We start from the raw sequence: 19,327 nt of genomic DNA on the forward strand, positions 1-19,327 counted from the left end.
TGTGACCGGCCCCGGTCGGGGTACCGGTTACGGATCCTCGGCACCGCACGGAAGGACGGCCATGGCACTCGCCCAGAACGTCGACCCGAACCAGTTCACCGGGCTGACCGGCTGGGTGGCGACCGTGATCGACTCGTTCGGCGCGGTCGGGGTGGCCCTGCTGGTCGCCCTGGAGAGCATCGTCCCGCCGATCCCGAGCGAGGTCGTGCTGGCCATGGCGGGTTTCCTCGCCGCCGAGGGTCGGTTCAACATGGTGCTGATCGTGCTGGCGGCGACGGTCGGTTCGCTGCTCGGCGCGCTGGTGCTCTACTGGCTCGGCGCGGCGCTCGGTGAGGAACGGCTGAAGCGCTGGCTGGACCACATCCCGCTGGTGGACCGGGACGACCTGGAGAAGGCCGACCGCTGGTTCGAGCGGCACGGCCGGTGGGCGGTGCTGTTCGGCCGGGTGGTGCCGGTGGTACGCAGCCTGGTCTCCGTGCCGGCCGGCGCGAACCGCATGCCGCTGGGCGAGTTCATCCTGCTCACCACGCTGGGCAGCGGGGTGTGGAACGCGCTGATCGTCGGGGCCGGTTTCGCCCTCGGCTCGCGCTGGCAGGAGGTCGACCGCTACAGCCAATGGTTCAACTACGCGATCTTCGCGGTCTTCGCCGTGACGATCGTGACCTGGGTGGTCAAGAAGGTGCGCCGTCGGCGCGCCCGGCAGTCGGTGACCGCCGGGCGCTGACCGAGGCGCGGGATCAGAATCCCGCGGTGATGCTGGTGAACTCCCAGGTGTTCTGGGAGATGCCGGAGCAGTTGGAGACCACCCCGCCGCCCGGGCAGGGGCGGTCCCGGTTGACCGACCAGAAGGTGAACCGGGCGAGCCCGCGGGCCTTGGCCCAGTCCCGGATCTGGGTCCAGGTGCCCGGGGAGGTCAGTTCCTGCTGGTCGGAGAGGCCGTTCATGCCGGAGAGGCCCATGTGGGCGTAGGCGGTGGCGTCGGACCAGCCGAAGGCCGTCTTCAGCGCGTTCTTCAGGCCCTCGGCGGCGTTGACCGTGCTCTGGTACATGTTCGCGCCGCCGCCGAAGTCGAACGGCATGATGGTGAAGACGTCGATGTTGGCGCCCTTCGCCGCGGCCTGGTTGATCAGCCGGGTGCCGTAGTACGACGGCCCGGTGGTCGAGGTGCCGAAGGTGACGATCGTCTTGATCCCGGGGTTGTTCTGCTTGACGATCTTCAGGGCGTCCAGGATCCGGTCCTGCACCACCTCGTTCTCGAACTCGTCGCTGTTCTCGATGTCGATGTCGATCGCCTTGAGCCCGTAGGCGTTGATGACCTGCTGGTAGGCGCCCGCCAGGGCGCTCGCCGAGGAGCAGTTCGGGCCGAGCTTGTTGCCGCTCCAGCCGCCGAAGGACGGGATGACGTCACCGCCGGCCGCCTTGATCGCGGCGATGGTGCTGGCGTGCGTGCCGCCGGTGAGCGGGCCGCTGCCGTCCCAGGCCGGGGTGCAGCCGCCGCCGGAGAGCACGAACGCGATGGTGAACCACTTGATCCCGGTCGCGCCCATCACGGTCGACGGCGCGGGCGGGTCGCCCCAGCCCGGGTAGAGGTAGGGCGCGGCGGCCATCGCGCCGCCACCCCCGCCGGTGCAGCCGGTGGTGGTGGCCGACACCGCCGGCGACTTCGCCGACTCACCACTGGCGTTGTACGCGGCCACCGTGTAGCTGTGCCCGGTGCAGGCGGCCAGCCCGGAGACGGTGGCCGAGGTGCCGGTGACGGTGGCCTTCACGGTGCCGCCCTCGTAGACCCGGTAGCCGGTAACCGTGCCGGAGACGGCGTTCCAGGCCAGCGAGACCGAGGTGTTGGTGGTGCCGGTGACCCGGAGGCCGCCCGGGGTGGCGGGCGCGCCCGGGTTGCCGCCGCCCCCGCCGCTGCAGGAGCCGCCGTTGACCGTGCAGTTGGTCGGGTTGCCGGTGCCGTTGACGTTGAAGCCGAAGGTGGTGCTGGCGCCCGGGGCGAGGGTGCCATTCCAGGACTGGTTCACCGCGGTGACGTGCTGGCCGGAGGTGGTGAGCCGGGCGTCCCAGAAGGAGCCGAGGGTGCTGCCGGCGGGCAGGTCGAACTGGACGTTCCAGGAGGAGATGCTGGCCGAGGTGTTGTTGGTGACGGTGAACTTGCCCTCGTACCCGGTGTCCCAGGTGGTGGTGCGGACGAAGGCGGCGGTGGCGGCGGAGGCGGGCGGCGCGGCCAGCAGGGTGCCCGCGACCAGGGCGGTGGCGAGCGCGACGGCGAACGTCGCCAGGCGGGTGGAGCGGAGTCTCACGGCGGCCTCCAGGGGGACCGTTGTGGTGGAGGGTGGGCATTTACGACCGTCGACGTGCGCTCATTATTAAGACTGTTAACTGTTTCTGTCCAGAGGCAGACCGGGGGTCCCCCACGGGGACCCCCGGGCCGGCCGGTCAGCGCCGGAAGGTGAACCAGTTGACGTTGACGAAGTCGGCCGGCTGGCCGCTGCTGAAGGTCAGGTAGACGGTGTGCCGCCCGGTGACGGCGGCGACGTTGCCGGGCACCGAGCGCCAGCTCTGCCAGCCGCCGGTGTTGGCGACGGCGAAGCTGCCGATCGGCGCGTTGGTCGGGCTGTCCACCCGCACCTGGACCAGCCCGCTCACCCCGCCGGGCGCGCCGGAGGCGACCCGGGCCACGAAGTCCTTCGGCGGCGTGGCACCGAAGTCGACGTTGTCGTAGCGGGCCCAGTCGCCGTTGGCCAGCCAGCCGATGTCCTGGCCGCCCTCGGCGCACGTCTCCACCTGCACCCCGTTCTGCCCGGTGAACGCCTCGGCCTGGATGGTCGAGTACGCGTCCACCACCCCGCCCGGCGGCGGCGTGGTCGGGGTCGGCGACGGGGTGCCGCCGCCACCGCGGGTGTAGGCGGCCACGTAGTCGATCACCATGGGCCGGCCGGAGACGGTCGACGCGGTGGGCGTGGCGGAGCCGGCCACCCCGTCCGGGAAGCCGCCGCCCATCGCCACGTTGAGCAGCAGGAAGTAGCCGGCGTGGTTGGTCATCTGACCCCAGTACGGTTCGCCGACCTGGTTCTGGCTCACCGTGTGGAACACCTGGCCGTCGACGTACCAGCGCAGCTGCTGGGGGCTGATCGAGGCGTCCCACTCGAAGCGGTAGGTGTGGAACGCCGACTGGCAGGTGCTGCCCGGGCAGGCGCGGGAGGCCCCGATGCCGTTGAACTCGTTGCACGGGCCGCCCGGTGCGACGCCGCAGTGCAGCACCCCCCAGACCGAGTTGATCCCGTTGACGTTCTCCATCACGTCGAACTCGCCGATGCCTGGCCAGTTCTGGTAGTTGCCCCGGTACGGGGAGCCGAGCGCCCAGAAGGCCGGCCAGTAGCCGGCGGCCTGGGCACCGGTCACGTTCGGCATCTGGATCCGGCCCTCCAGGGCCAGGACTCCCCCGGCCGGGGGCTTGAAGTTGGCGCGGACCGTCTCGATCCGGGCCGAGGTCCACCGCCCGGCGGCGTCCTTGAGCGGGGTGATCCGCAGGTTGCCGGCACCGTCGTGGGCCAGGTTGGCGGTGTTGGCGGTGTAGGTCTGGATCTCACCGGTGCCCCAGTTGGCCGGGCCACCCGGGTAGCTGGTGCCGGTGTCGATGATCCAGTTGGCGGAGGAGGGCAGGGTGCCGGCCGCGCCGGTGAAGTCGTCGCTCCAGACCAGATTCCAGCCGGCGGGCGGCGGCGGCACGGCGGCGTGCGCCGTCATCGTGACGGTCGCGAGGGCGGTGGTGGTGGCGAGCACGGCGGCCGCCAGGGAGAGCCGCCGGCGGGACCGACGCACGGCGGAGGGGGCGGCCGTGGCCGCCGGGACAGGGTTCATCGGGGTGCCTCTCTGCGGGGACGGGCAGGAGAGAGCGCTCTCTTGAGAGCGATTTCTACGCGCCCGCCCCCACAGTTGTCAACGTGCGTCGATGCCTTCCGGCTGAGGCCGGCGCAGCACCGCCTGTTCCAGCACGGTCCACGCCGTCGTGGTGACCAGGTAGAGCACCGCCGCGAGCGGCACCACCAACGCCACCAGCACCGTGGTGTACGGCAGCAGCGGCACCAGCCGGCCCAGCACCGCGGCGCCCGGGCCCTCGGTGGGCGCGCCGGCGATCGTGCCGGTGGCCGAGGCCGCCCGGCGCGCCCGCCGGGACGACCACCAGGCCAGCACGAGCAGCACCGCCAGCAGCACCCCGAAGACCGCCACCACCGGGCCGGTGAGCCCGTCGCCGAGATGCCACCCCAGGGGTACGCCGGCCAGCTTCTCGTCCAGCAGCTGCCGGTGGCCGTCGCCGCTGGCGAAGAGGCGGTACATGACCAGGAAGAACGGCGCCTGCAACAGCGCCGGCAGGCAGCCCGCGACCGGGCTCGCCCCGGCCCGGCGATAGAGCGCGAACAGCTCGCTCTGCAGGCGGCCGGGGTCGTCGGCGTACCGCCGCTGGATCTCGCGGACCTCGGGGGTGAGCGCCGTGCGGCGCCGCTCCCCGCGGACCTGGGCCAGGGTGAGCGGCGAGATCAGCAGCCGGACCCCGATGGTGAACAGGACGATCGCGGCGGCCGTGGCGGCCCCGCCGGCCAGCGGGGCGAGCGTGTCGGCGAGCCAGGTGACGACGGTGGCGGCGACGGACGCCGCGGCGTGCAGTGGTGCGAAGGCGAGCATGGGCAGACCCCTCGGTCCGATTCCGGATGCCCCGGCGGGACGACGCGTCCCGGCGGGACGGATGACGACGGAACCGGCCGCGACGGCGACGATGCGCCGGAACGAACCGGCGCGGGGCGGCTACGCGGCCGAGGGGCGCAGCCCGGGCGCGCGGGGACGCGGCCGCCCCGGTGCGTCCGGGTCGACCTGGCGGGGCACCCGGCGGTGCCGGGCCCGGGCGCGCAGGGCGACGGCGCGCCGGCCGGCGGGCTGCGTGGGCAGCGCCCGGACCCGCAGCGCGAGCAGCGTGGCGAGCAGCAGCGCGGCGGCCACCGCCGCGCCGGCGAGCAGGCCGGCCGGGCGGTCCGCGAGCAGGGTGAGGGCGTACGCCCACGTCCCGGTCACCAGCATCCCGACCACACGCCGACTTTAGAACCTGCTGTCACGTCCCGGGACGCGATCGCCGGCCCGGCCACCCGAGGACCCCCCGCCCGGCGCCGGTCGTCACCGTCCGCGACGTGGCGCCGAGGGTGGGCGCGGCCGTCGGGACGCGCGGGCGGGCTGGTCGCCGCGGGCGGAATCCCCGTTCCCGCCGGGCCCGGTGACCCACGAACGGGGACGCGAACCGGCGCGTACCCGGCGACACGCCGTCTCGGGCGTTTCCCCGCGTCGACACGGTGGGTAACAGTGCATCGACGGCGCGGCACGGTGCCGCGGCCGGTACCGGAGTGGACGGTGGTCTCGATGAGCGGGTCAGTGGCGGAGCGGGAACGGAGCGCCGCACCGGGCGGCACGGACCTGCTGACGGTCGGCGTGGAGGAGGAGTTCCTGCTCGTCGACCCGCACACGGGGACCGCCGTGCCCGCCGTCGATCTGGTCATGGAGCAGGTGCCGGCCGAGCTGCGGGGCCAGGTGGAGCGGGAGTTCCAGACCAGCCAGATCGAGATCGGCAGCCCGCCCGGACTGGAACTCTCCTCGATCCGGCACTCGCTGGGCATGCTCCGCGCCGAACTGGCCGCCGCCGCCGAGCGGGCCGGCGTCCGACTGCTGGCCATCGGCACCGGGCCGGTGGACGGGCCGGTGCCGCCGGTGGTGGACAAGCCCCGCTTCGACCGGATGATCGAGCGGTTCCGGCTGCTGGTGCCGGGCCCGGGCAACAACGGCATGCACGTGCACGTCGGCATCCCGGACGCCGAGACCGGGGTGCAGGTGCTCAACCACGTCCGGCCCTGGCTGCCGATCCTGCAGGCGGTCACCGCCAATTCCCCGTTCGCCAAGGGCGAGGACACCGGCTACGCGAGCTGGCGGTCGGTCGAGTGGGAGCACTGGCCGTCGGTGGCCCCCACCCCCTGGCTCGACTCCCACGAGCACTACGAACGACTGATCCGGCAGCTCATCGCCAGCGGCGTGATGCTCGACGAAGGAATGCTCTACTGGTACGCCCGGCTCTCCGCCAAGTACCCGACCGTGGAGATCCGGATCGGTGACGTCTGCCCGTCGGTGGACGACGCGGTGTTGGTCGCCGCCCTGGTCCGGGCCCTGGTGGCCACCGCCATGACGGAGATCGCCGAGGGGCGGCCGGCCATCAACACCGACCATCACCTGCTGGTCGCCGCCCACTGGCGGGCGGCCCACGACGGGCTGGAGGGCGACGGGGTCGACCTGACCGACGGCGAGCTGCGCCCGGCCTGGGAACTGCTGGACGGGCTGGTCGAGCGGGTCCGCCCGGAACTGGAGCGGCACGGCGACCTCGACCGGGTGACCGACCTGCTGGGCGGGCTGCGCCGGCAGGGCAGCGGCGCGGCCCGGCAACGGGCGGTGTTCGCGCGTACCGGCAAGCTGGTCGACGTGGTCGCGGACGTGGCCCGGCAGACCCGGGGCTGAGCGGCACCGCCGGCCCGGCGCGCGTGACAGGATGGGCGTCGTGGCGGAGCGGATGGTCGTCGTCGGCGGGGACGCCGCCGGAATGGCGGCGGCGTCCCAGGCCCGGCGCCGCCGCGACCGGGACGACCTGGAGATCGTGGCCTTCGAGCGGGGCCACTTCACCTCCTACTCGGCCTGCGGCATCCCGTTCTGGGTCAGTGGGCTGGTGCCGGAGCGGGACGAGCTCATCGCCCGCGACCCGGCCACCTTCCGCGACGACTTCGCCATCGACGTCCGGCTGCGGCACGAGGTCACCCACATCGACCTCGACCGCCGCGAGGTGGTCGCCCGGGATCTGGCGGGGGGCGGCGAAGTCCGCGCCGGCTTCGACACCCTGGTGTACGCCACCGGCGCGACCCCGATCCAGCCCGAGTGGGCGCGCGGCGGGGTGGCCGGGGTGTTCGGCATGCAGACCCTCGACGACGGCACCGCGCTGCTGGACTGGCTGGAGAGCGAGCCGAAGCCGCGCCGCGCTGTGGTGGTCGGCGGCGGCTACATCGGGGTCGAGATGGCCGAGGCGCTGCTGCACCACGGGCTCGCGGTCGACCTGGTCGAGAAGGCCGACCAGCCGATGTCCACCGTGGACCCGGACATGGGCGAGCTGGTGGCCGAGGCGATGCGCGGCACCGGCATCGGGATCCGTACCGGCCTGACGGTCACCCGTCTCGACGAGCGGGACGGCCGGATCGCCGCCGTGGTCACCAACGAGGGGCCGATCCCGGCCGACGTGGTGGTGCTGGGTCTGGGCGTACGCCCGAACACCGCCCTCGGCGAGGCCGCCGGCCTGCCGATCGGCCCGTCCGGGGCGATCCGCGTCGACCGGCGGATGCGGGTGCCCGGCGTGTCCGGCGTCTTCGCGGCCGGCGACTGCGTGGAGAGCCTGCACCGGGTCAGCGGCATGCCGGTGCACATCCCGCTCGGCACCCACGCCAACAAGCAGGGCCGGGTTGCCGGCATCAACATCGGCGGCGGATACGCGACCTTCCCCGGCGTGATCGGGACGGCGGTGACCAAGGTCTGCGAGCTGGAGGTGGGGCGGACCGGCCTGCGCGAACGGGACGCCACGGCCGCCGGCTTCGAGTTCGTCACCGTGCTCGCCGAGTCGACCAACCGGGCCGGCTACTACCCGGGCGCCCGGCCCATGACGGTCAAGCTGATCGCCGAGCGGCAGAGCGGCCAGCTGCTGGGCGCGCAGATCGTCGGCTGGTCCGAGGCGGCCAAACGGATCGACGCGCTGGCCGTGGCGCTGTGGAACAACATGACGGTGGACGAGATGACGGCGCTCGACCTGGGCTACGCGCCGCCGTACGCCCCGGTCTGGGATCCGGTGCTGATCGCGGCCCGCAAGGCCGTCGACGCCCTCTCTCACTCCGGCGGGTAAGGAACGGCCCCCTCTTGACGCCTGCCGCATAGCACCGACCCCCTTCTGACGCCCGTTCTTTGTCGGGGGGCGCGGATACCTTGTGCGGGCCGTTGCCGGTTCCGGCACCTTCCCTCGGAGGCATTCCATGTCGCAGGAGACGACCTACCTTGAACTGTCCGAAGTAGACGGAGGAGCGCACAAGTTCTACGAGGTCGTGGTCGACGACACCACGCTGACCGTGCGCTACGGCCGGATCGGCGACCAGGGCCAGGTGAAGACCAGCGGCTACCCGGACAACGCCCGCGCCCGGGTCGCCGCCGCCAAGAAGATCGGCGAGAAGGTCCGCAAGGGCTACGCGCCGGCGGTGCCCGGCGTACGCCAGAAGCGGACGGTCTCCCGCCGGCAGATCGTCAGCACCCGCTCGACCGCCCGCACCGCCCCGGTCCTCTGGCGCTACGCCTCCGGCGCGCCCGCGTTCGGCATCTTCGTCGACGGGCGGACCTGCATGGTGGGCAACGAGCACGGCGTGATCACCACACTCGACCACGACGCCCGGGTGCTGCACCAGGTCCGCCTCCCCGACGGGGTGAAGTGCATCGTGGCCGACGACGCCTGGATCTACGCGGGCTGCGACGACGGCAACGTCTACGACCTCTCCGGCAAGGTGCCCCGGGTGGCGTACGCGATCGCCCCCGACATCGACATCTACTGGCTGGACATCCACGACGGCGTGCTGGGCGTCTCCGACCGCGAGGGCGGCATCGCCGCGGTCGACCACGAGGACGAGTTCCTCTGGCGCCGGCCGGGGCGCGGCCGCTCCGCCTGGATGGTGCGGTGCGACACCGACGCCCTCTACCACGGCCACTCGCAGGGGGTCACCGGCTACGACTGGCGGACCGGGCGGGAGTTGTGGCACACCCCCACCGGAGCGGTGCTCTTCGGCTGGCAGGAGCGTGACGCCGTGTTCGCCGGCACCGGCACCCGCGAGGTGGTGCGGCTGCGCAAGGACGGGCGGGCCGAACGGACGTACCGGTGCGACTCGGCGGTCTTCTCCTGCGCCACGGCCGAGGGCGGCCGCTACGTCTTCGCGGGCGACAGCGCCTCCTCGATCTACTGCTTCGACGAGGCCGGCAACCGGCTGTGGAAGCTCGGCACCGGCTGCGGCTCGGCGTACTCGATGCAGTACCACGAGGAGCGGCTCTACGTGGTCACCACCGGCGGCTACCTGGCCTGCATCGACGCCAGTGAGCCGGCGATCCGGGCGGCCGAGGCGGGCAGCGTGCCCGAGGTGGTCGACGTGAAGGCCCCGGCCCGGCTGCCCGAGCCGGCCGCCTGGACCAGCGTGGAGGTGACCACCGACGACCGGGCCGGCGTGGTGGTGCGGTGCGTCGAGCAGGGCGGCCGGATGCGCATCCACGTGCTCTCCGACGGCTACCGGCGGGACTGGTCCGTCCAGTTCCCGAAGGGCATCCGGGAGCCGGGGACGCGCTACCTGGTCGCCGAGGTCCGGGAGGCCGGACGCGGCGGGTTCTACCGGGCGTACGGCGACATCCGGCGGCTGCGCTGAGTGACTCCGGTCCGGGGGCGGTGCGGGACCGCCCCCGGACCGGTCACCGGCAGGTCCAGCGCACCGGCCGGACCTGGTCGTCGGACTCGAGTTTCCCGCCGATCACCCGGCCGTCGTCGCTGAAGCTGGTCACCGCGCCCTGCCGCTCGCCGCGCCAGCCGTCCGGCACGGGCAGTTTCACCGACCTCGTGTCGGTAATCACGCCGGGGACGTCATCGGAGATCCAACCGGCCAGCCAGCCCCGACCGTTGCCGGTCCCGGCCCAGAGGACGCCCTCCAGCACGTCCGCCTGCCCGGTCCGCAGGTTGATCCGCACCGGGTAACTGGGTATGCCGTTCCTGGGGACCACCGTGGTGTCGCGTTCGGCGGTGCCGGTCACCCAGCCACCGGCCAGCGACAGGGGCAGGAACCGGTCGGCCTTCCCGCCGGGCACCCGTGGCAACGGCAGCACCTCCGGCCGGGCGGCACCCGGACGCCACACCACCGCGCGGGTGGGCTTGTCGGGGTGCCCGTCGGACATCGCGGCCAGGATGGTGCCGTCCTCGTCGATGTCGACGGCCGTGCCCTCCCACTGGGGGCCGGGCAGTGGCAGGTCGACCGGCTGGCTCCGGTACGAGTCCCAGACCACCGGCCGCTCATTCCAGGGTTTCCCGGGAACCAGATTGCGGTAGCCGACGATCCGGCCGGCGTCGTTGACGGCCGTGGCACCCCCGGACGTCACCACGGGCAGACCGATGACCGCACCGTCGCGCACCGCCCACGCCCGCGAATCCCTGCCGTCCCCCAACGACGAACCCACCGCCAGGCCGGCCCGGTTCACATCCGTCAACTCCTGCATCGAGCCCGGCAGCTCGACCTCCCGGACCCGGTCCCCCTCCCAGACCAACAGGCCGAAGTCCATGCGGCCCTGCCCCTGCGGGGCCCGACGCCCCACCAGCCACCGACCGTCCGGGTCACCGCCGGTGACGGCGGCCCGTGGATCGCCCGGTACGGGCAGCAGCTCGGCCGCGCACACCCCCTGCCACGGGCCGGTCGGCCGCGGTTCGGGCGACGGCGGGCTGGGGCTCGCGGCCGGCGCAGGGGCCGCCCGCCCGTCCCCGCCCAGCGCCGCCGGCAGCGCGGCCACCGCCAGCACACCCAGCGCGACGGCCCCGGCCGCCGCCACCCGACGGTTGCGGCGGCGCCGGCGGGCCTCCCGAATCGCCCCCGGCAGGTCGACTCGGGGCGGGCCGGCCGGCTCGTCGTCCAGCCACCGCAGCTGCTCGGCGACGTGTTCGTCATCGGTCCTCATGCTCACCGCTCCTCTCCGGTCCGGCCGGCCAGCTCGCGATTGCCGAGCAGCCGTCGCATCGCCGCCAGGCCGTGGGAGGTCTGGCTCTTCACCGTGCCGGGCGAGCAGCCCAGCGTCCGGGCCACCTCCTCCACCGGCAGGTCGTGCAGGAAACGCAGCACCAGTACCGCGCGCTGGCGGGGCGGCACCTCGGCCAGGGCGTCGCGCAGCACGGCCCGCTCCTCGACGCCCCGGTCCTCGGTGGACCGCACGTCCGGTGGGCCGCCGAACAGGTGCACCCGCCACCAGCCGCGCCGCCGGGTGTCCAGGAAGTGCCGGACCAGCACCGTGCGGACGTACGCGTCGAGCTGCTCGACCTCGGCGATCCGCGCCCAGCGCAGGTAGAGCCGGGTGGCGGTCTCCTGCACCAGGTCGTCGGCCTGGTCGCGGTCGCCGCAGAGTCTGTATGCGAGCCGGCGCAGCGCCGGCAGGCGGGCGGTGACGTACTCGATGTATTCCTGGTCCGATGCGTCCGGCATCCGGCCACCTCCGTGGGGTTCGCTGTTCCAGACGGCATCGCGGCCGAAACGGTTGTACGCGAACGCCACCGGAACCCAGGATGGTCGGATGCGTCTGGAAATCCCCGAGGGGCTGCGCTGGACCGAACGGTATCCGGCCGGCCGGGAATGGCTCGCCACCCTGCCGAACCGGCTGGCCGAGTGCGTCGAGCGCTGGGAGCTGCGGGTCGGTGCGCCCTTCCGCTCCGCCTTCGCGTCGCTGGCGATGCCGGCGGAACTGCCGGACGGCACCCCGGCGGTGCTGAAGCTCCAGTACCCGGACGACGACAGCGTGCACGAGGCGACCGCGCTCGCTCACTGGGACGGCCGGGGCGCGATCCGGCCGCTGGCCCACGACCCGGAGCGCCGGGCGCTGCTGGTCGAGCGCTGCCTGCCGGGAACGCCGCTGCACGGGCTGCCACCCGATGCGGCACTCGATGTGGCGGTCGGGCTGCTCCCCCGGCTCGGCGTGCCGGCCGGGCCGCCGTTCACCCCGCTCGCCGAGGAGGCGGCCGGCTGGGCCGAGCGGATGCCGGCCAAGTGGGAACGACTGAACCGGCCGTACGAGCGGCGGCTGCTCGACGCCGCGCTCGGGATGCTCGCCGACCTGGCCCCCAGCCAGGGCGAGCAGGTGCTGGTCAACCAGGACCTGCACGCCGGCAACGTGCTGGCGGCCGGCCGCGAGCCGTGGCTGGTCATCGACCCGAAGCCGCTGGTCGGCGAGCGGGAGTTCGCGGTGGTGCCGCTGGTGCGCGGTCCCGAGCTGGGCCACTCCCCGGCGGCGGTGCGGCACCGGCTCGACCGGCTCAGCGCCGAGCTCGGCCTGGACCGGGAACGGATCCGCGGCTGGACGGTCGGGCAGACGCTGGCCTGGAGCATCGGCGAGGACCAGGTCTTCCCGCAGCAGGTCGAGACGGTTCGCTGGCTGCTCGACGTGGCGTGACCGTTCCTCGCGGGCCGGCCACGCCCGGGTCCGCCGGCTGTTCGGCCCGGCGTGACCGGTCCGGGACCGGCCACGCCACGGGACGCCGCGGTCAGGCCGGGTACGGGACCGCCTCGCGTGCCGCCCGCAGGGCCCCGGCCCACCAGGCGAGCTGGTCCAGCAGTGTCTTGGCGTATCCGGCCACCCCGGCGTCGAGCGGCTGGCCGTCCTGCCACCCGGTGAAGTAGTTCGGGAAGGCCAGCCCGTCCCGGATCGTCACCGCGTGCAGTTCGGTGAGCACGTTCTCCAGGTGCAGGACGGCGTGCCGGCCGCCGGCCGCCCCGCCGTAGCTGACGAAGGCCACCGGCTTGGCCGTCCACTGGGTGCAGTGCCAGTCGATCGCCGCCTTGAGCGCGGCCGGGTAGCTGGTCGTCCTCCTGCCCGCCGACGAGACGACCGCGCGGGCCGTCGAGCGGCTCCGGCACCGCCGCCACGGCACCCTCCGCGCCATCGGCTGACCGAACCGGCGAGCCCCGTCAGCCGGCCTGGCAGGTAACGCACCAGTAGAGGTTGCGCCCGGCGAGGGCGCCCCGGCTCACCTCGGTGCCGCAGACGTGGCAGGGCGCGCCGGGGCGGCGGTAGACGTACACCTCGCCGCCGTGCCGGTCGACCCGGGGTGCCCGCCCCATCGCGTCCGGCAGGTGCTCGTCGCGCACGGTGTCGATCCGGCCCCGCTCGACCGCGACGGTCATGAGCGCGACCAGGTCGGCCCAGAGTTCCGCCCAGCCGGCCGGGGTGAGGCTCCGCCCGGGCAGCAGCGGCGGCAGCCCGGCCCGGAACAGCGCCTCGACCACGAAGATCAGGCCGGTGCCGGCCACCACCGACTGGTCCAGCAGCAGCGCGGCCAGCGGGGTGGGGCTGCGCCGGATCCGGGCGTACGCCCGCTCGGGGTCGGCGTCGGCGCGCAGCGGGTCGGGGCCGAGCCGGTCGCGCAGCGCGGCCACCTCGGGCGGAGTCAGCAGCTCGCACGCGGTCGGCCCGCGCAGGTCGAGCCAGTGCCGGTCGCTGGTCAGTCGTAGCCGGATCTGCCCGACCGGGGGCGGCGGCTCGCCCGGGCCGTCGGTGACCCTGCCGTAGAGCCCGAGGTGGACGTGCAGGGTCAGCTCGCCGGCGTAGTGGTGCAGCAGGTGCTTGCCGTACGCCTCGGTGCCGTCCAGGACGGTGCCGGTGAGCCGGGCCGCGCCCTCGGCGAAGCGGCCCTGCGGGCTGGCGGCGTGCACCTTGTCGCCGGCGAAGAGCTCGGCGTGCCGGGCCGCCAGACGGTGGATGGTGTGTCCCTCTGGCACGACGGCAACGGTAGCCCGCCGGTCGGGACGCCGCCGACCAGGAGCGGCGTCGGCGTCGACGGGTGTCGACGTGTCCCGCACGGGGTACCTCATGAGGGTCATGCGCGGTCTCCGCGCCGGAGATCAGGAGGTGTCCCAGTGAAGATTCTGTCCCGCCGGAAGGGCCCGGCGCGAACCGATGACATGAACGGCGACGGGGTGGTCGACGAGCGCGACCAGGTCGGCGACCGGGTGGACGGCCGGCCCGTGGTCACTGACCGGGACGCGGAGCGGACCACGTACCGCAGCGCCGCCACCGCGACCGAGGGCGAGCGCACCACCGCGACCGGGAGCGAGCGCGCCACCGACGCGCAGCGGCGCGCGGCGGACCGGGCGGCCGCGGCCCGGGCGGCCACCGGCCACCGGCCGGACGTGGGCGCCCGACCCGCGGAGCCGACACCCGCCCCGGAACCGGCCGCGGAGCGCACCGTCGACCTCAACCGCGACGGCCGACCGGACCGGCCGGTCGACCGGGACCCGGCGGTCGAGCGGGTCGAGCCGGTCACCGCCAAGCGGCCCCGGTCCAGCCTGCTCGCCACCCTCGGCCTGATCGTCTCGGTGGTCGGCGCGCTCTTCGTGCTCTCCGGCACCCTCGCCGGCTACGGCATCGGCCTCGGCGCGATCGGCGCGGTGCTCGCCGTGCTCGGCCTGGTCGCCACCCGCCGCCGGCACGTGGCCGGCAAGACCGACGCGCTGATCGGCATCGTCGTCGGCCTGGCCGCCGTGGTGCTCGGCATCGTGGCGATGACCGGCCAGTTCGACTGGCCGACCACCGACGGCGACTGGGTCGGCCGGTTCCGGGAGTGGCTCGACTCACAGTTTGCGGATCTCTTCTGACGGGCAGTTTCCCGGTCGCCGGCGCACTGCCGGCACGCCCGATCAGCTCTGGTGGTTCACCAGCCGGGCACACTCTTTCGGGGGCGGCGGTTCGCCGCCCCCGAAGTATGTCCGGGGTCAGTCCGTCACGGGACGCCCTCGCGGACGCGCAAACGCAACGATCCACCGCCAGAGGTGGACCAGACGCAACAAAGCGTCGGCGTACGCAACTTCCGGCGGTGGATGTCGTCGGCCCGGGCCGCATACCGTTGGACCACGGCGCCAGCCCGTGGGCCACGGTGGCCGGGCGCGCCCGACCCTGGGAGCACGACATGACGATGGACGCGACCCGCCAGCGCTTTCTGATGTGCCGGCCGACGTACTTCGCCGTCGACTACGCGATCAACCCGTGGATGGACCCCACCGCCCCGGTCGACGCCGACCTGGCGATCCGGCAGTGGGAGCAGCTCCGCCGGACCTACCTCGACCTGGGCCACGAGGTCGAGCTGATCGACCCGGTCAGCGGCCTGCCGGACATGGTGTTCGCGGCCAACGGCGGCACGGTGATCGACGGCAAGGCGATGGCGGTGCAGTTCCGCGACCCGCAGCGCGCCGACGAGGCGCCCGCCTACCGGGCCTGGTTCGAGGCCGCCGGCTTCGAGATGTACGACCCGAAGCACGTCAACGAGGGTGAGGGCGACGTCCTGCTGGTCGGCGACCACCTGCTCGCCGGCACCGGGTTCCGCACCGCGCACGCCTCGCACGCGCAGCTGCAGGAGGTCTTCGGCTACCCGGTGATCACCATGCAGCTGGTGGACGCACGCTTCTACCACCTGGACACGGCGCTCACCGTGCTCGACGAGCGGACCGTGGCGTACCTGCCGGAGGCGTTCTCCCCGGGCAGCCAGGCGGTGCTGCGCCGGCTCTTCCCGGACGCGGTCCACGCCACGATGGCCGACGCCGAGGTGCTGGGGCTGAACGCGGTCAGCGACGGGCGGCACGTGGTGCTGCCGGCGCAGGCCACCGACCTGGCCGCGAAGCTGCGCGACCGGGGCTACGAGACCATCGGCATCGACTTGTCCGAGCTGCGCAAGGCCGGCGGCGGACCGAAGTGCTGCACGTTGCGACTCCGTCAGGGAAAGGCACTCAAGTGATCATCGACGACATGCTGCGGACGCCCGCCGCGGTACGGGACGCGGAGCGTCACACGGCGCACAACTACCACCCGCTGCCCGTGGTGATCTCGTCGGCCGAGGGCTCCTGGCTGACCGACGTGGACGGCCGGCGCTACCTGGACTGCCTGGCCGGCTACTCGGCGCTGAACTTCGGCCACCGGCACCCGAAGCTGATCGAGGCCGCGCACGCGCAGCTCGACCGGCTCACCCTCACCAGCCGCGCGTTCATCCACGACCAGTTCGCCGACTTCTGCCGCGAGCTGGCCGCGCTCTGCGGCAAGGACCTGGTGCTCCCGATGAATACCGGCGCCGAGGCGGTGGAGACCGGCATCAAGGTCGCCCGTAAGTGGGGTTACCAGGTCAAGGGCGTGACCCCGGGCCAGGCCAACATCGTGGTCGCCGAGGGCAATTTCCACGGCCGGACCACCACCATCGTCAGCTTCTCCACCGACGAGGACGCCCGCGCCGACTTCGGGCCGTACACGCCGGGCTTCACCGTGGTCCCCTACGGCGACCTGGCCGCGCTGACCGCCGCGATCGACGAGAACACGGTGGCCGTGCTGCTGGAGCCGATCCAGGGCGAGCAGGGCGTCGTGGTGCCGCCGGAGGGCTACCTGCCGGGTGTCCGCCAGCTCTGCACCGAGCGGAACGTGCTCTTCATCGCCGACGAGATCCAGTCGGGCCTGGGCCGCACCGGCGCCACGTTCGCCTGCGAGCACGAGGGCGTCGTCCCGGACATGTACCTGCTGGGCAAGGCGCTCGGCGGCGGCATCGTGCCGGTCTCGGCGGTCGCCGCGAACGCCGATGTGCTCGGGGTCCTCAAGCCGGGCCAGCACGGCTCGACGTTCGGCGGCAACCCGCTGGCCTGCGCGGTCGCCACCGAGGTGGTCCGGCTGCTGGCCACCGGCGAGTTCCAGCGCCGCTCGGCCGAGCTGGGCGAGCGGCTGCACGCCGGCCTGCGCGGTCTGATCGGCAAGGGCCTGGTCGCGGTCCGGGGCCGGGGCCTCTGGGCCGGGCTGGACATCGACCCGGCGCTGATGACCGGCCGGGAGGCCTGCGAGCGGCTGATGGAGCGGGGCGTCCTGGCCAAGGACACCCACGGCTCGACCATCCGGCTCGCCCCGCCGCTGGTGATCACCGAGGAGGAGATCGACCACGCGGTGGCGCAGCTCGCCGCCGTGCTGGCCGGCTGATCCGCGTACGCGAAGAAGGGCGCCGGGACCACGACGGTCCCGGCGCCCTTCCGCGTCGCGTCAGGGACGCGGCAGCCGCATCGCCATGGTCGGCGCCTCGGCCATCACCGAGGTCGGGCTGAACTTCGCGTCGCTGGCCAACTCGTCGGCGCGGCCGATCTGCACGCCCGGATAGAGCTCGACGAGGTCACCCTCGCCCAGCACCCGGGACTGCTGCGGGGCCAGCGCGATCCGGTCCGGCTCGGCCATCGAGCCGCCCGGTCGTATCCCCGAGCCGTTGGTGCTGGTGTCGGTGACCACCACCTCGCCCACCCTGAGCTCGAACCGGACGTGGCTGCGGCTGACCCAGCGCCGCGCCTCGTCGTTGAGCCACTGGCCGAGCACGATCCCGCCGCCGGTGGCGTCGGGCGCCCGCCCGACCGGAACCGGCTGGTTCTCGGTGAGCGCGAACCGCTGCCGGACCAGCCCGCCGATCCGCACCGCCAGCACGGCGGTACGCGGTCGCGGCCCGGCGTCGCCGAGCCGGGTGCCGTGCCGGGGGCAGGTCGGCACGCCGTTGCGCAGCGTGGGTGGCGGCTGCCCGGCCGGGGCGCGGTCCACCCGGGCCAGGTCGGCGAAGGCACCGCCGCCCCCACCGCCGCCGAACAGCGCGCATCCCGGCTCGGGGCAGCGCCACTGCCGGGCGAGCAGCTTCGCGCCCACCGGCGAGCGGCTGCCGGTGGCCGGGGTCTGCCCGCCGCCGACGTGCGCGATGAAGACCGGGCCGCCGGCGCCCGGCACCGGGGCGAGCACCCGGCCGGCCTGGCCGAGCCACGGCCAGCGGCCGCCGAGCCCGTCGAACCGGGCCCGGCTGAGCACCGGCAGGCCGAGCAGGTCGGCCACCTCCAGCATGCGGTCGCCGGGGTGGTCGAGCACCTCGACCAGGCCGTCGTCGGCCCAGCGCCGGACCACCATCCGCTCGTTGGAGGTCAGGTCCGCGTCGGAGAGCAGGGCCCGGTGCACGATCGCGTAGACCGGGACGCTGTCCTCCTCCATCTGCCGGGACAGCGCGTCGATCACCATGCCGAGCCGCAGCAGGCTGGCCGGCCGCCCGCCGTCCAGGTCCTGCCAGCGGATCACCTCGGCCAGGTCGACCACCGCCCGGGCCAGCGAGGGATCGGTGCAGACCCGACCCTCGATGGCGTCCAGCACCTTGCTGATCTCGAATCTCATGCCGCGCTCCGGACGGTGTCGTCGGTCCGCCGGGTCGGGGCCGGCCGCCCCGCCTCGGCTCGCACCGCCGCCGCGGTGAGCAGGTCTGCCATGCGACGACCCTACCGGCAGGGCCGACCGGCGCTCCTCCACGCACGCCGGAAATCGAGCCTCGTCGCTCGCCCGCCGCGGCTCAGCCCTGCCGCAGCGGGCGACCCACCTCGTGCATGTGCACCAGCGCCTGCCGGTACGACTCGACGAGCCCGGTCTCCGCGTACGGGATGCCCTGCTCGGCGCAGTAGGCGCGGACGATCGGGCGGGCCCGCCGCAGGTTGGCCCGGGGCATGTTCGGGAAGAGGTGGTGCTCGATCTGGTAGTTGAGCGCCCCCAGCGCCACGTCGACGAACCGGCCGCCGCGGACGTTGCGTGAGGTGAGCACCTGCTTGCGCAGGTAGTCGAGGTCGTCCTCGGCGGTGGGCATCGGCATGCCCTTGTGGTTCGGGGCGAAAGCGCAGCCCATGTAGAGGCCCCACAGCCCCTGGTGGACGGCCGCGAAGAGCAGCGCCTTGCCGGGCGACATCACCGCGAACAGCAGGCCGAGGTAGCCGACGGCGTGCGCGAGGAGCAGCAGCCCCTCCACCGCGCGGTGCCGGACCGGGGTGCGCCACCGGCCGTCCGGCTCCCGGCCGACCACCGCCCGCACGCTGGCCACGTGCAACGCCAACCCCTCCAGCAGCAGCAGCGGGAAGAACAGCCACGCCTGCCGCTGGGCCATCCACCGGCTCACGCCGCGGGTCGCCGTCGCCTGCTCGTACGTCCAGACCAGCGCGCCCGCGCCGACGTCCGGGTCCTCGTCGGCGTGGTTCGGGTTGGCGTGGTGCCGGTTGTGCTTGTCCACCCACCAGCCGTAGCTCAGCCCGACCGCGAGGTTCCCGGCAACCAGGCCGGCGGCCTCGCTCGGGCCGCGCCGGCGGAACATCTGCCGGTGGCCGGCGTCGTGCCCGAGGAACGCCACCTGGGTGGTGGCCACCGCCATGAGCGCCGCCAGCGGCACCTGCCACCAGGAGTTGCCGACCGCCACCACCACGGCCCAGCCGGCCAGGAAGGCGCCCAGGGTGAGCGCGATCCGGGCCGCGTACCGGCCGGGCCGCCGGTCGAACAGGCCGGCCGCGGCGACCCGGCGGGACAGCCGCGCGTAGTCGCTGCCCCGCCGCGCCGCCGGCACCGTCAACGTCGATGAGGTCATCCGATCCCCGCTCCTCGATCCGTTGCCACGCCCGCGGCGCGACTCTGCGTAACC

The 19,327-nt window shown here is 73.9% G+C and carries 18 protein-coding genes; 8 read left to right on the forward strand and 10 right to left on the reverse strand.

The features are described 5' to 3' along the window. The first annotated feature begins 61 nt into the window (after positions 1 to 61). On the forward strand, positions 62 to 724 hold the full coding sequence (locus ACFYPD_RS01180) for a DedA family protein (protein ID WP_387107449.1): 663 nt from the start codon (positions 62 to 64) through the stop codon (positions 722 to 724). Between the two features lie 13 nt (positions 725 to 737). Here the strand turns inward: ACFYPD_RS01180 and ACFYPD_RS01185 are convergent, their stop codons facing one another. The 4 genes from ACFYPD_RS01185 to ACFYPD_RS01200 all read right to left on the reverse strand — a co-directional run bounded on the left by ACFYPD_RS01185 (position 738) and on the right by ACFYPD_RS01200 (position 5,076). Further along, entirely contained in the window at positions 738 to 2,303 is a 1,566-nt protein-coding gene (locus tag ACFYPD_RS01185) for a cellulose binding domain-containing protein (protein WP_387107451.1), read from the reverse strand. A gap of 136 nt (positions 2,304 to 2,439) precedes the next feature. Then, positions 2,440 to 3,864, reverse strand: a complete 1,425-nt coding sequence (locus tag ACFYPD_RS01190) for a carbohydrate-binding protein (RefSeq protein WP_387107454.1) — start codon at positions 3,862 to 3,864, stop codon at positions 2,440 to 2,442. 78 nt (positions 3,865 to 3,942) lie between these two features. Beyond that, entirely contained in the window at positions 3,943 to 4,686 is a 744-nt protein-coding gene (locus ACFYPD_RS01195) for a YidC/Oxa1 family membrane protein insertase (RefSeq protein WP_387107456.1), read from the reverse strand. A 120-nt stretch (positions 4,687 to 4,806) separates the two neighbouring features. Then, positions 4,807 to 5,076: a DUF6412 domain-containing protein gene (locus ACFYPD_RS01200; RefSeq protein WP_387109103.1), complete on the reverse strand. Its 270-nt coding sequence runs from the start codon at positions 5,074 to 5,076 to the stop codon at positions 4,807 to 4,809. Between the two features lie 324 nt (positions 5,077 to 5,400). On the opposite strand from ACFYPD_RS01200, the gene ACFYPD_RS01205 reads away from it, so the two are divergent. From ACFYPD_RS01205 to ACFYPD_RS01215, 3 genes are all read left to right on the forward strand, one after another. Further along, the gene (locus ACFYPD_RS01205) at positions 5,401 to 6,549 is read left to right on the forward strand and encodes a glutamate--cysteine ligase (protein WP_387109106.1); all 1,149 of its coding nucleotides are present in this window, start codon (positions 5,401 to 5,403) and stop codon (positions 6,547 to 6,549) included. A gap of 40 nt (positions 6,550 to 6,589) precedes the next feature. Then, entirely contained in the window at positions 6,590 to 7,969 is a 1,380-nt protein-coding gene (locus tag ACFYPD_RS01210) for an FAD-dependent oxidoreductase (RefSeq protein WP_387107458.1), read from the forward strand. 127 nt (positions 7,970 to 8,096) lie between these two features. Next, positions 8,097 to 9,518 carry a WGR domain-containing protein gene (locus ACFYPD_RS01215; protein WP_387107461.1) on the forward strand — a complete coding sequence of 474 codons (1,422 nt, stop codon included), beginning with the start codon at positions 8,097 to 8,099 and terminating at the stop codon, positions 9,516 to 9,518. Positions 9,519 to 9,561: 43 nt separating this feature from the next. Here ACFYPD_RS01215 and ACFYPD_RS01220 read toward each other — a convergent pair whose 3' ends face one another. After that, entirely contained in the window at positions 9,562 to 10,809 is a 1,248-nt protein-coding gene (locus tag ACFYPD_RS01220; RefSeq protein ID WP_387107463.1) for a hypothetical protein, read from the reverse strand. A gap of 2 nt (positions 10,810 to 10,811) precedes the next feature. Then, positions 10,812 to 11,327, reverse strand: coding sequence for a SigE family RNA polymerase sigma factor (locus tag ACFYPD_RS01225; protein ID WP_387107466.1), 516 nt, complete (start codon positions 11,325 to 11,327; stop codon positions 10,812 to 10,814). Between the two features lie 88 nt (positions 11,328 to 11,415). On the opposite strand from ACFYPD_RS01225, the gene ACFYPD_RS01230 reads away from it, so the two are divergent. Then, positions 11,416 to 12,288 (forward strand): aminoglycoside phosphotransferase family protein, encoded by an 873-nt coding sequence (locus tag ACFYPD_RS01230; protein WP_387107469.1) that lies wholly within the window; start codon positions 11,416 to 11,418, stop codon positions 12,286 to 12,288. 91 nt (positions 12,289 to 12,379) lie between these two features. Here the strand turns inward: ACFYPD_RS01230 and ACFYPD_RS01235 are convergent, their stop codons facing one another. Further along, entirely contained in the window at positions 12,380 to 12,778 is a 399-nt protein-coding gene (locus ACFYPD_RS01235; protein WP_387107471.1) for an NADPH-dependent FMN reductase, read from the reverse strand. A gap of 25 nt (positions 12,779 to 12,803) precedes the next feature. Further along, a complete protein-coding gene (locus ACFYPD_RS01240; protein ID WP_387107474.1) occupies positions 12,804 to 13,613 on the reverse strand; it encodes an Fpg/Nei family DNA glycosylase in 810 nt (269 codons plus the stop codon). 138 nt (positions 13,614 to 13,751) lie between these two features. Between ACFYPD_RS01240 and ACFYPD_RS01245 the strand changes: the two genes are divergently transcribed. The 3 genes from ACFYPD_RS01245 to rocD all read left to right on the forward strand — a co-directional run bounded on the left by ACFYPD_RS01245 (position 13,752) and on the right by rocD (position 16,836). After that, on the forward strand, positions 13,752 to 14,489 hold the full coding sequence (locus tag ACFYPD_RS01245; protein ID WP_387107476.1) for a thrombospondin: 738 nt from the start codon (positions 13,752 to 13,754) through the stop codon (positions 14,487 to 14,489). A gap of 317 nt (positions 14,490 to 14,806) precedes the next feature. Next, positions 14,807 to 15,622 carry a dimethylargininase gene (gene ddaH, locus ACFYPD_RS01250; protein ID WP_387109109.1) on the forward strand — a complete coding sequence of 272 codons (816 nt, stop codon included), beginning with the start codon at positions 14,807 to 14,809 and terminating at the stop codon, positions 15,620 to 15,622. Further along, the gene (gene rocD / locus ACFYPD_RS01255) at positions 15,622 to 16,836 is read left to right on the forward strand and encodes an ornithine--oxo-acid transaminase (protein ID WP_387109112.1); all 1,215 of its coding nucleotides are present in this window, start codon (positions 15,622 to 15,624) and stop codon (positions 16,834 to 16,836) included. Before ddaH ends, rocD begins: the two co-directional genes overlap by 1 nt. 60 nt (positions 16,837 to 16,896) lie before the next feature. On the opposite strand, the gene ACFYPD_RS01260 is transcribed toward rocD, so the two are convergent. Beyond that, a complete protein-coding gene (locus ACFYPD_RS01260) occupies positions 16,897 to 18,048 on the reverse strand; it encodes an FHA domain-containing protein (protein WP_387107478.1) in 1,152 nt (383 codons plus the stop codon). 172 nt (positions 18,049 to 18,220) lie between these two features. Next, positions 18,221 to 19,273, reverse strand: a complete 1,053-nt coding sequence (locus tag ACFYPD_RS01265) for a fatty acid desaturase family protein (protein WP_387107481.1) — start codon at positions 19,271 to 19,273, stop codon at positions 18,221 to 18,223. Positions 19,274 to 19,327: the final 54 nt, after the last annotated feature.

It is taken from the genome of Micromonospora sp. NPDC005299, assembly GCF_042872345.1.
Classification (GTDB): domain Bacteria; phylum Actinomycetota; class Actinomycetes; order Mycobacteriales; family Micromonosporaceae; genus Micromonospora.

Excerpts from the sequence above, each read along its gene's own strand:
- ACFYPD_RS01180 (WP_387107449.1), top strand. The coding sequence starts at position 62 with ATGGCACTCGCCCAGAACGTCGACCCGAACCAGTTCACCGGGCTGACC.
- ACFYPD_RS01190 (WP_387107454.1), bottom strand. The coding sequence starts at position 3,864 with ATGAACCCTGTCCCGGCGGCCACGGCCGCCCCCTCCGCCGTGCGTCGG.
- ACFYPD_RS01195 (WP_387107456.1), bottom strand. The coding sequence starts at position 4,686 with ATGCTCGCCTTCGCACCACTGCACGCCGCGGCGTCCGTCGCCGCCACC.
- ACFYPD_RS01200 (WP_387109103.1), bottom strand. The coding sequence starts at position 5,076 with ATGCTGGTGACCGGGACGTGGGCGTACGCCCTCACCCTGCTCGCGGAC.
- ACFYPD_RS01215 (WP_387107461.1), top strand. The coding sequence starts at position 8,097 with ATGTCGCAGGAGACGACCTACCTTGAACTGTCCGAAGTAGACGGAGGA.
- ACFYPD_RS01220 (WP_387107463.1), bottom strand. The coding sequence starts at position 10,809 with ATGAGGACCGATGACGAACACGTCGCCGAGCAGCTGCGGTGGCTGGAC.
- ACFYPD_RS01225 (WP_387107466.1), bottom strand. The coding sequence starts at position 11,327 with ATGCCGGACGCATCGGACCAGGAATACATCGAGTACGTCACCGCCCGC.
- ACFYPD_RS01230 (WP_387107469.1), top strand. The coding sequence starts at position 11,416 with ATGCGTCTGGAAATCCCCGAGGGGCTGCGCTGGACCGAACGGTATCCG.
- ACFYPD_RS01235 (WP_387107471.1), bottom strand. The coding sequence starts at position 12,778 with ATGGCGCGGAGGGTGCCGTGGCGGCGGTGCCGGAGCCGCTCGACGGCC.
- ddaH (WP_387109109.1), top strand. The coding sequence starts at position 14,807 with ATGGACGCGACCCGCCAGCGCTTTCTGATGTGCCGGCCGACGTACTTC.
- ACFYPD_RS01260 (WP_387107478.1), bottom strand. The coding sequence starts at position 18,048 with ATGAGATTCGAGATCAGCAAGGTGCTGGACGCCATCGAGGGTCGGGTC.
- ACFYPD_RS01265 (WP_387107481.1), bottom strand. The coding sequence starts at position 19,273 with ATGACCTCATCGACGTTGACGGTGCCGGCGGCGCGGCGGGGCAGCGAC.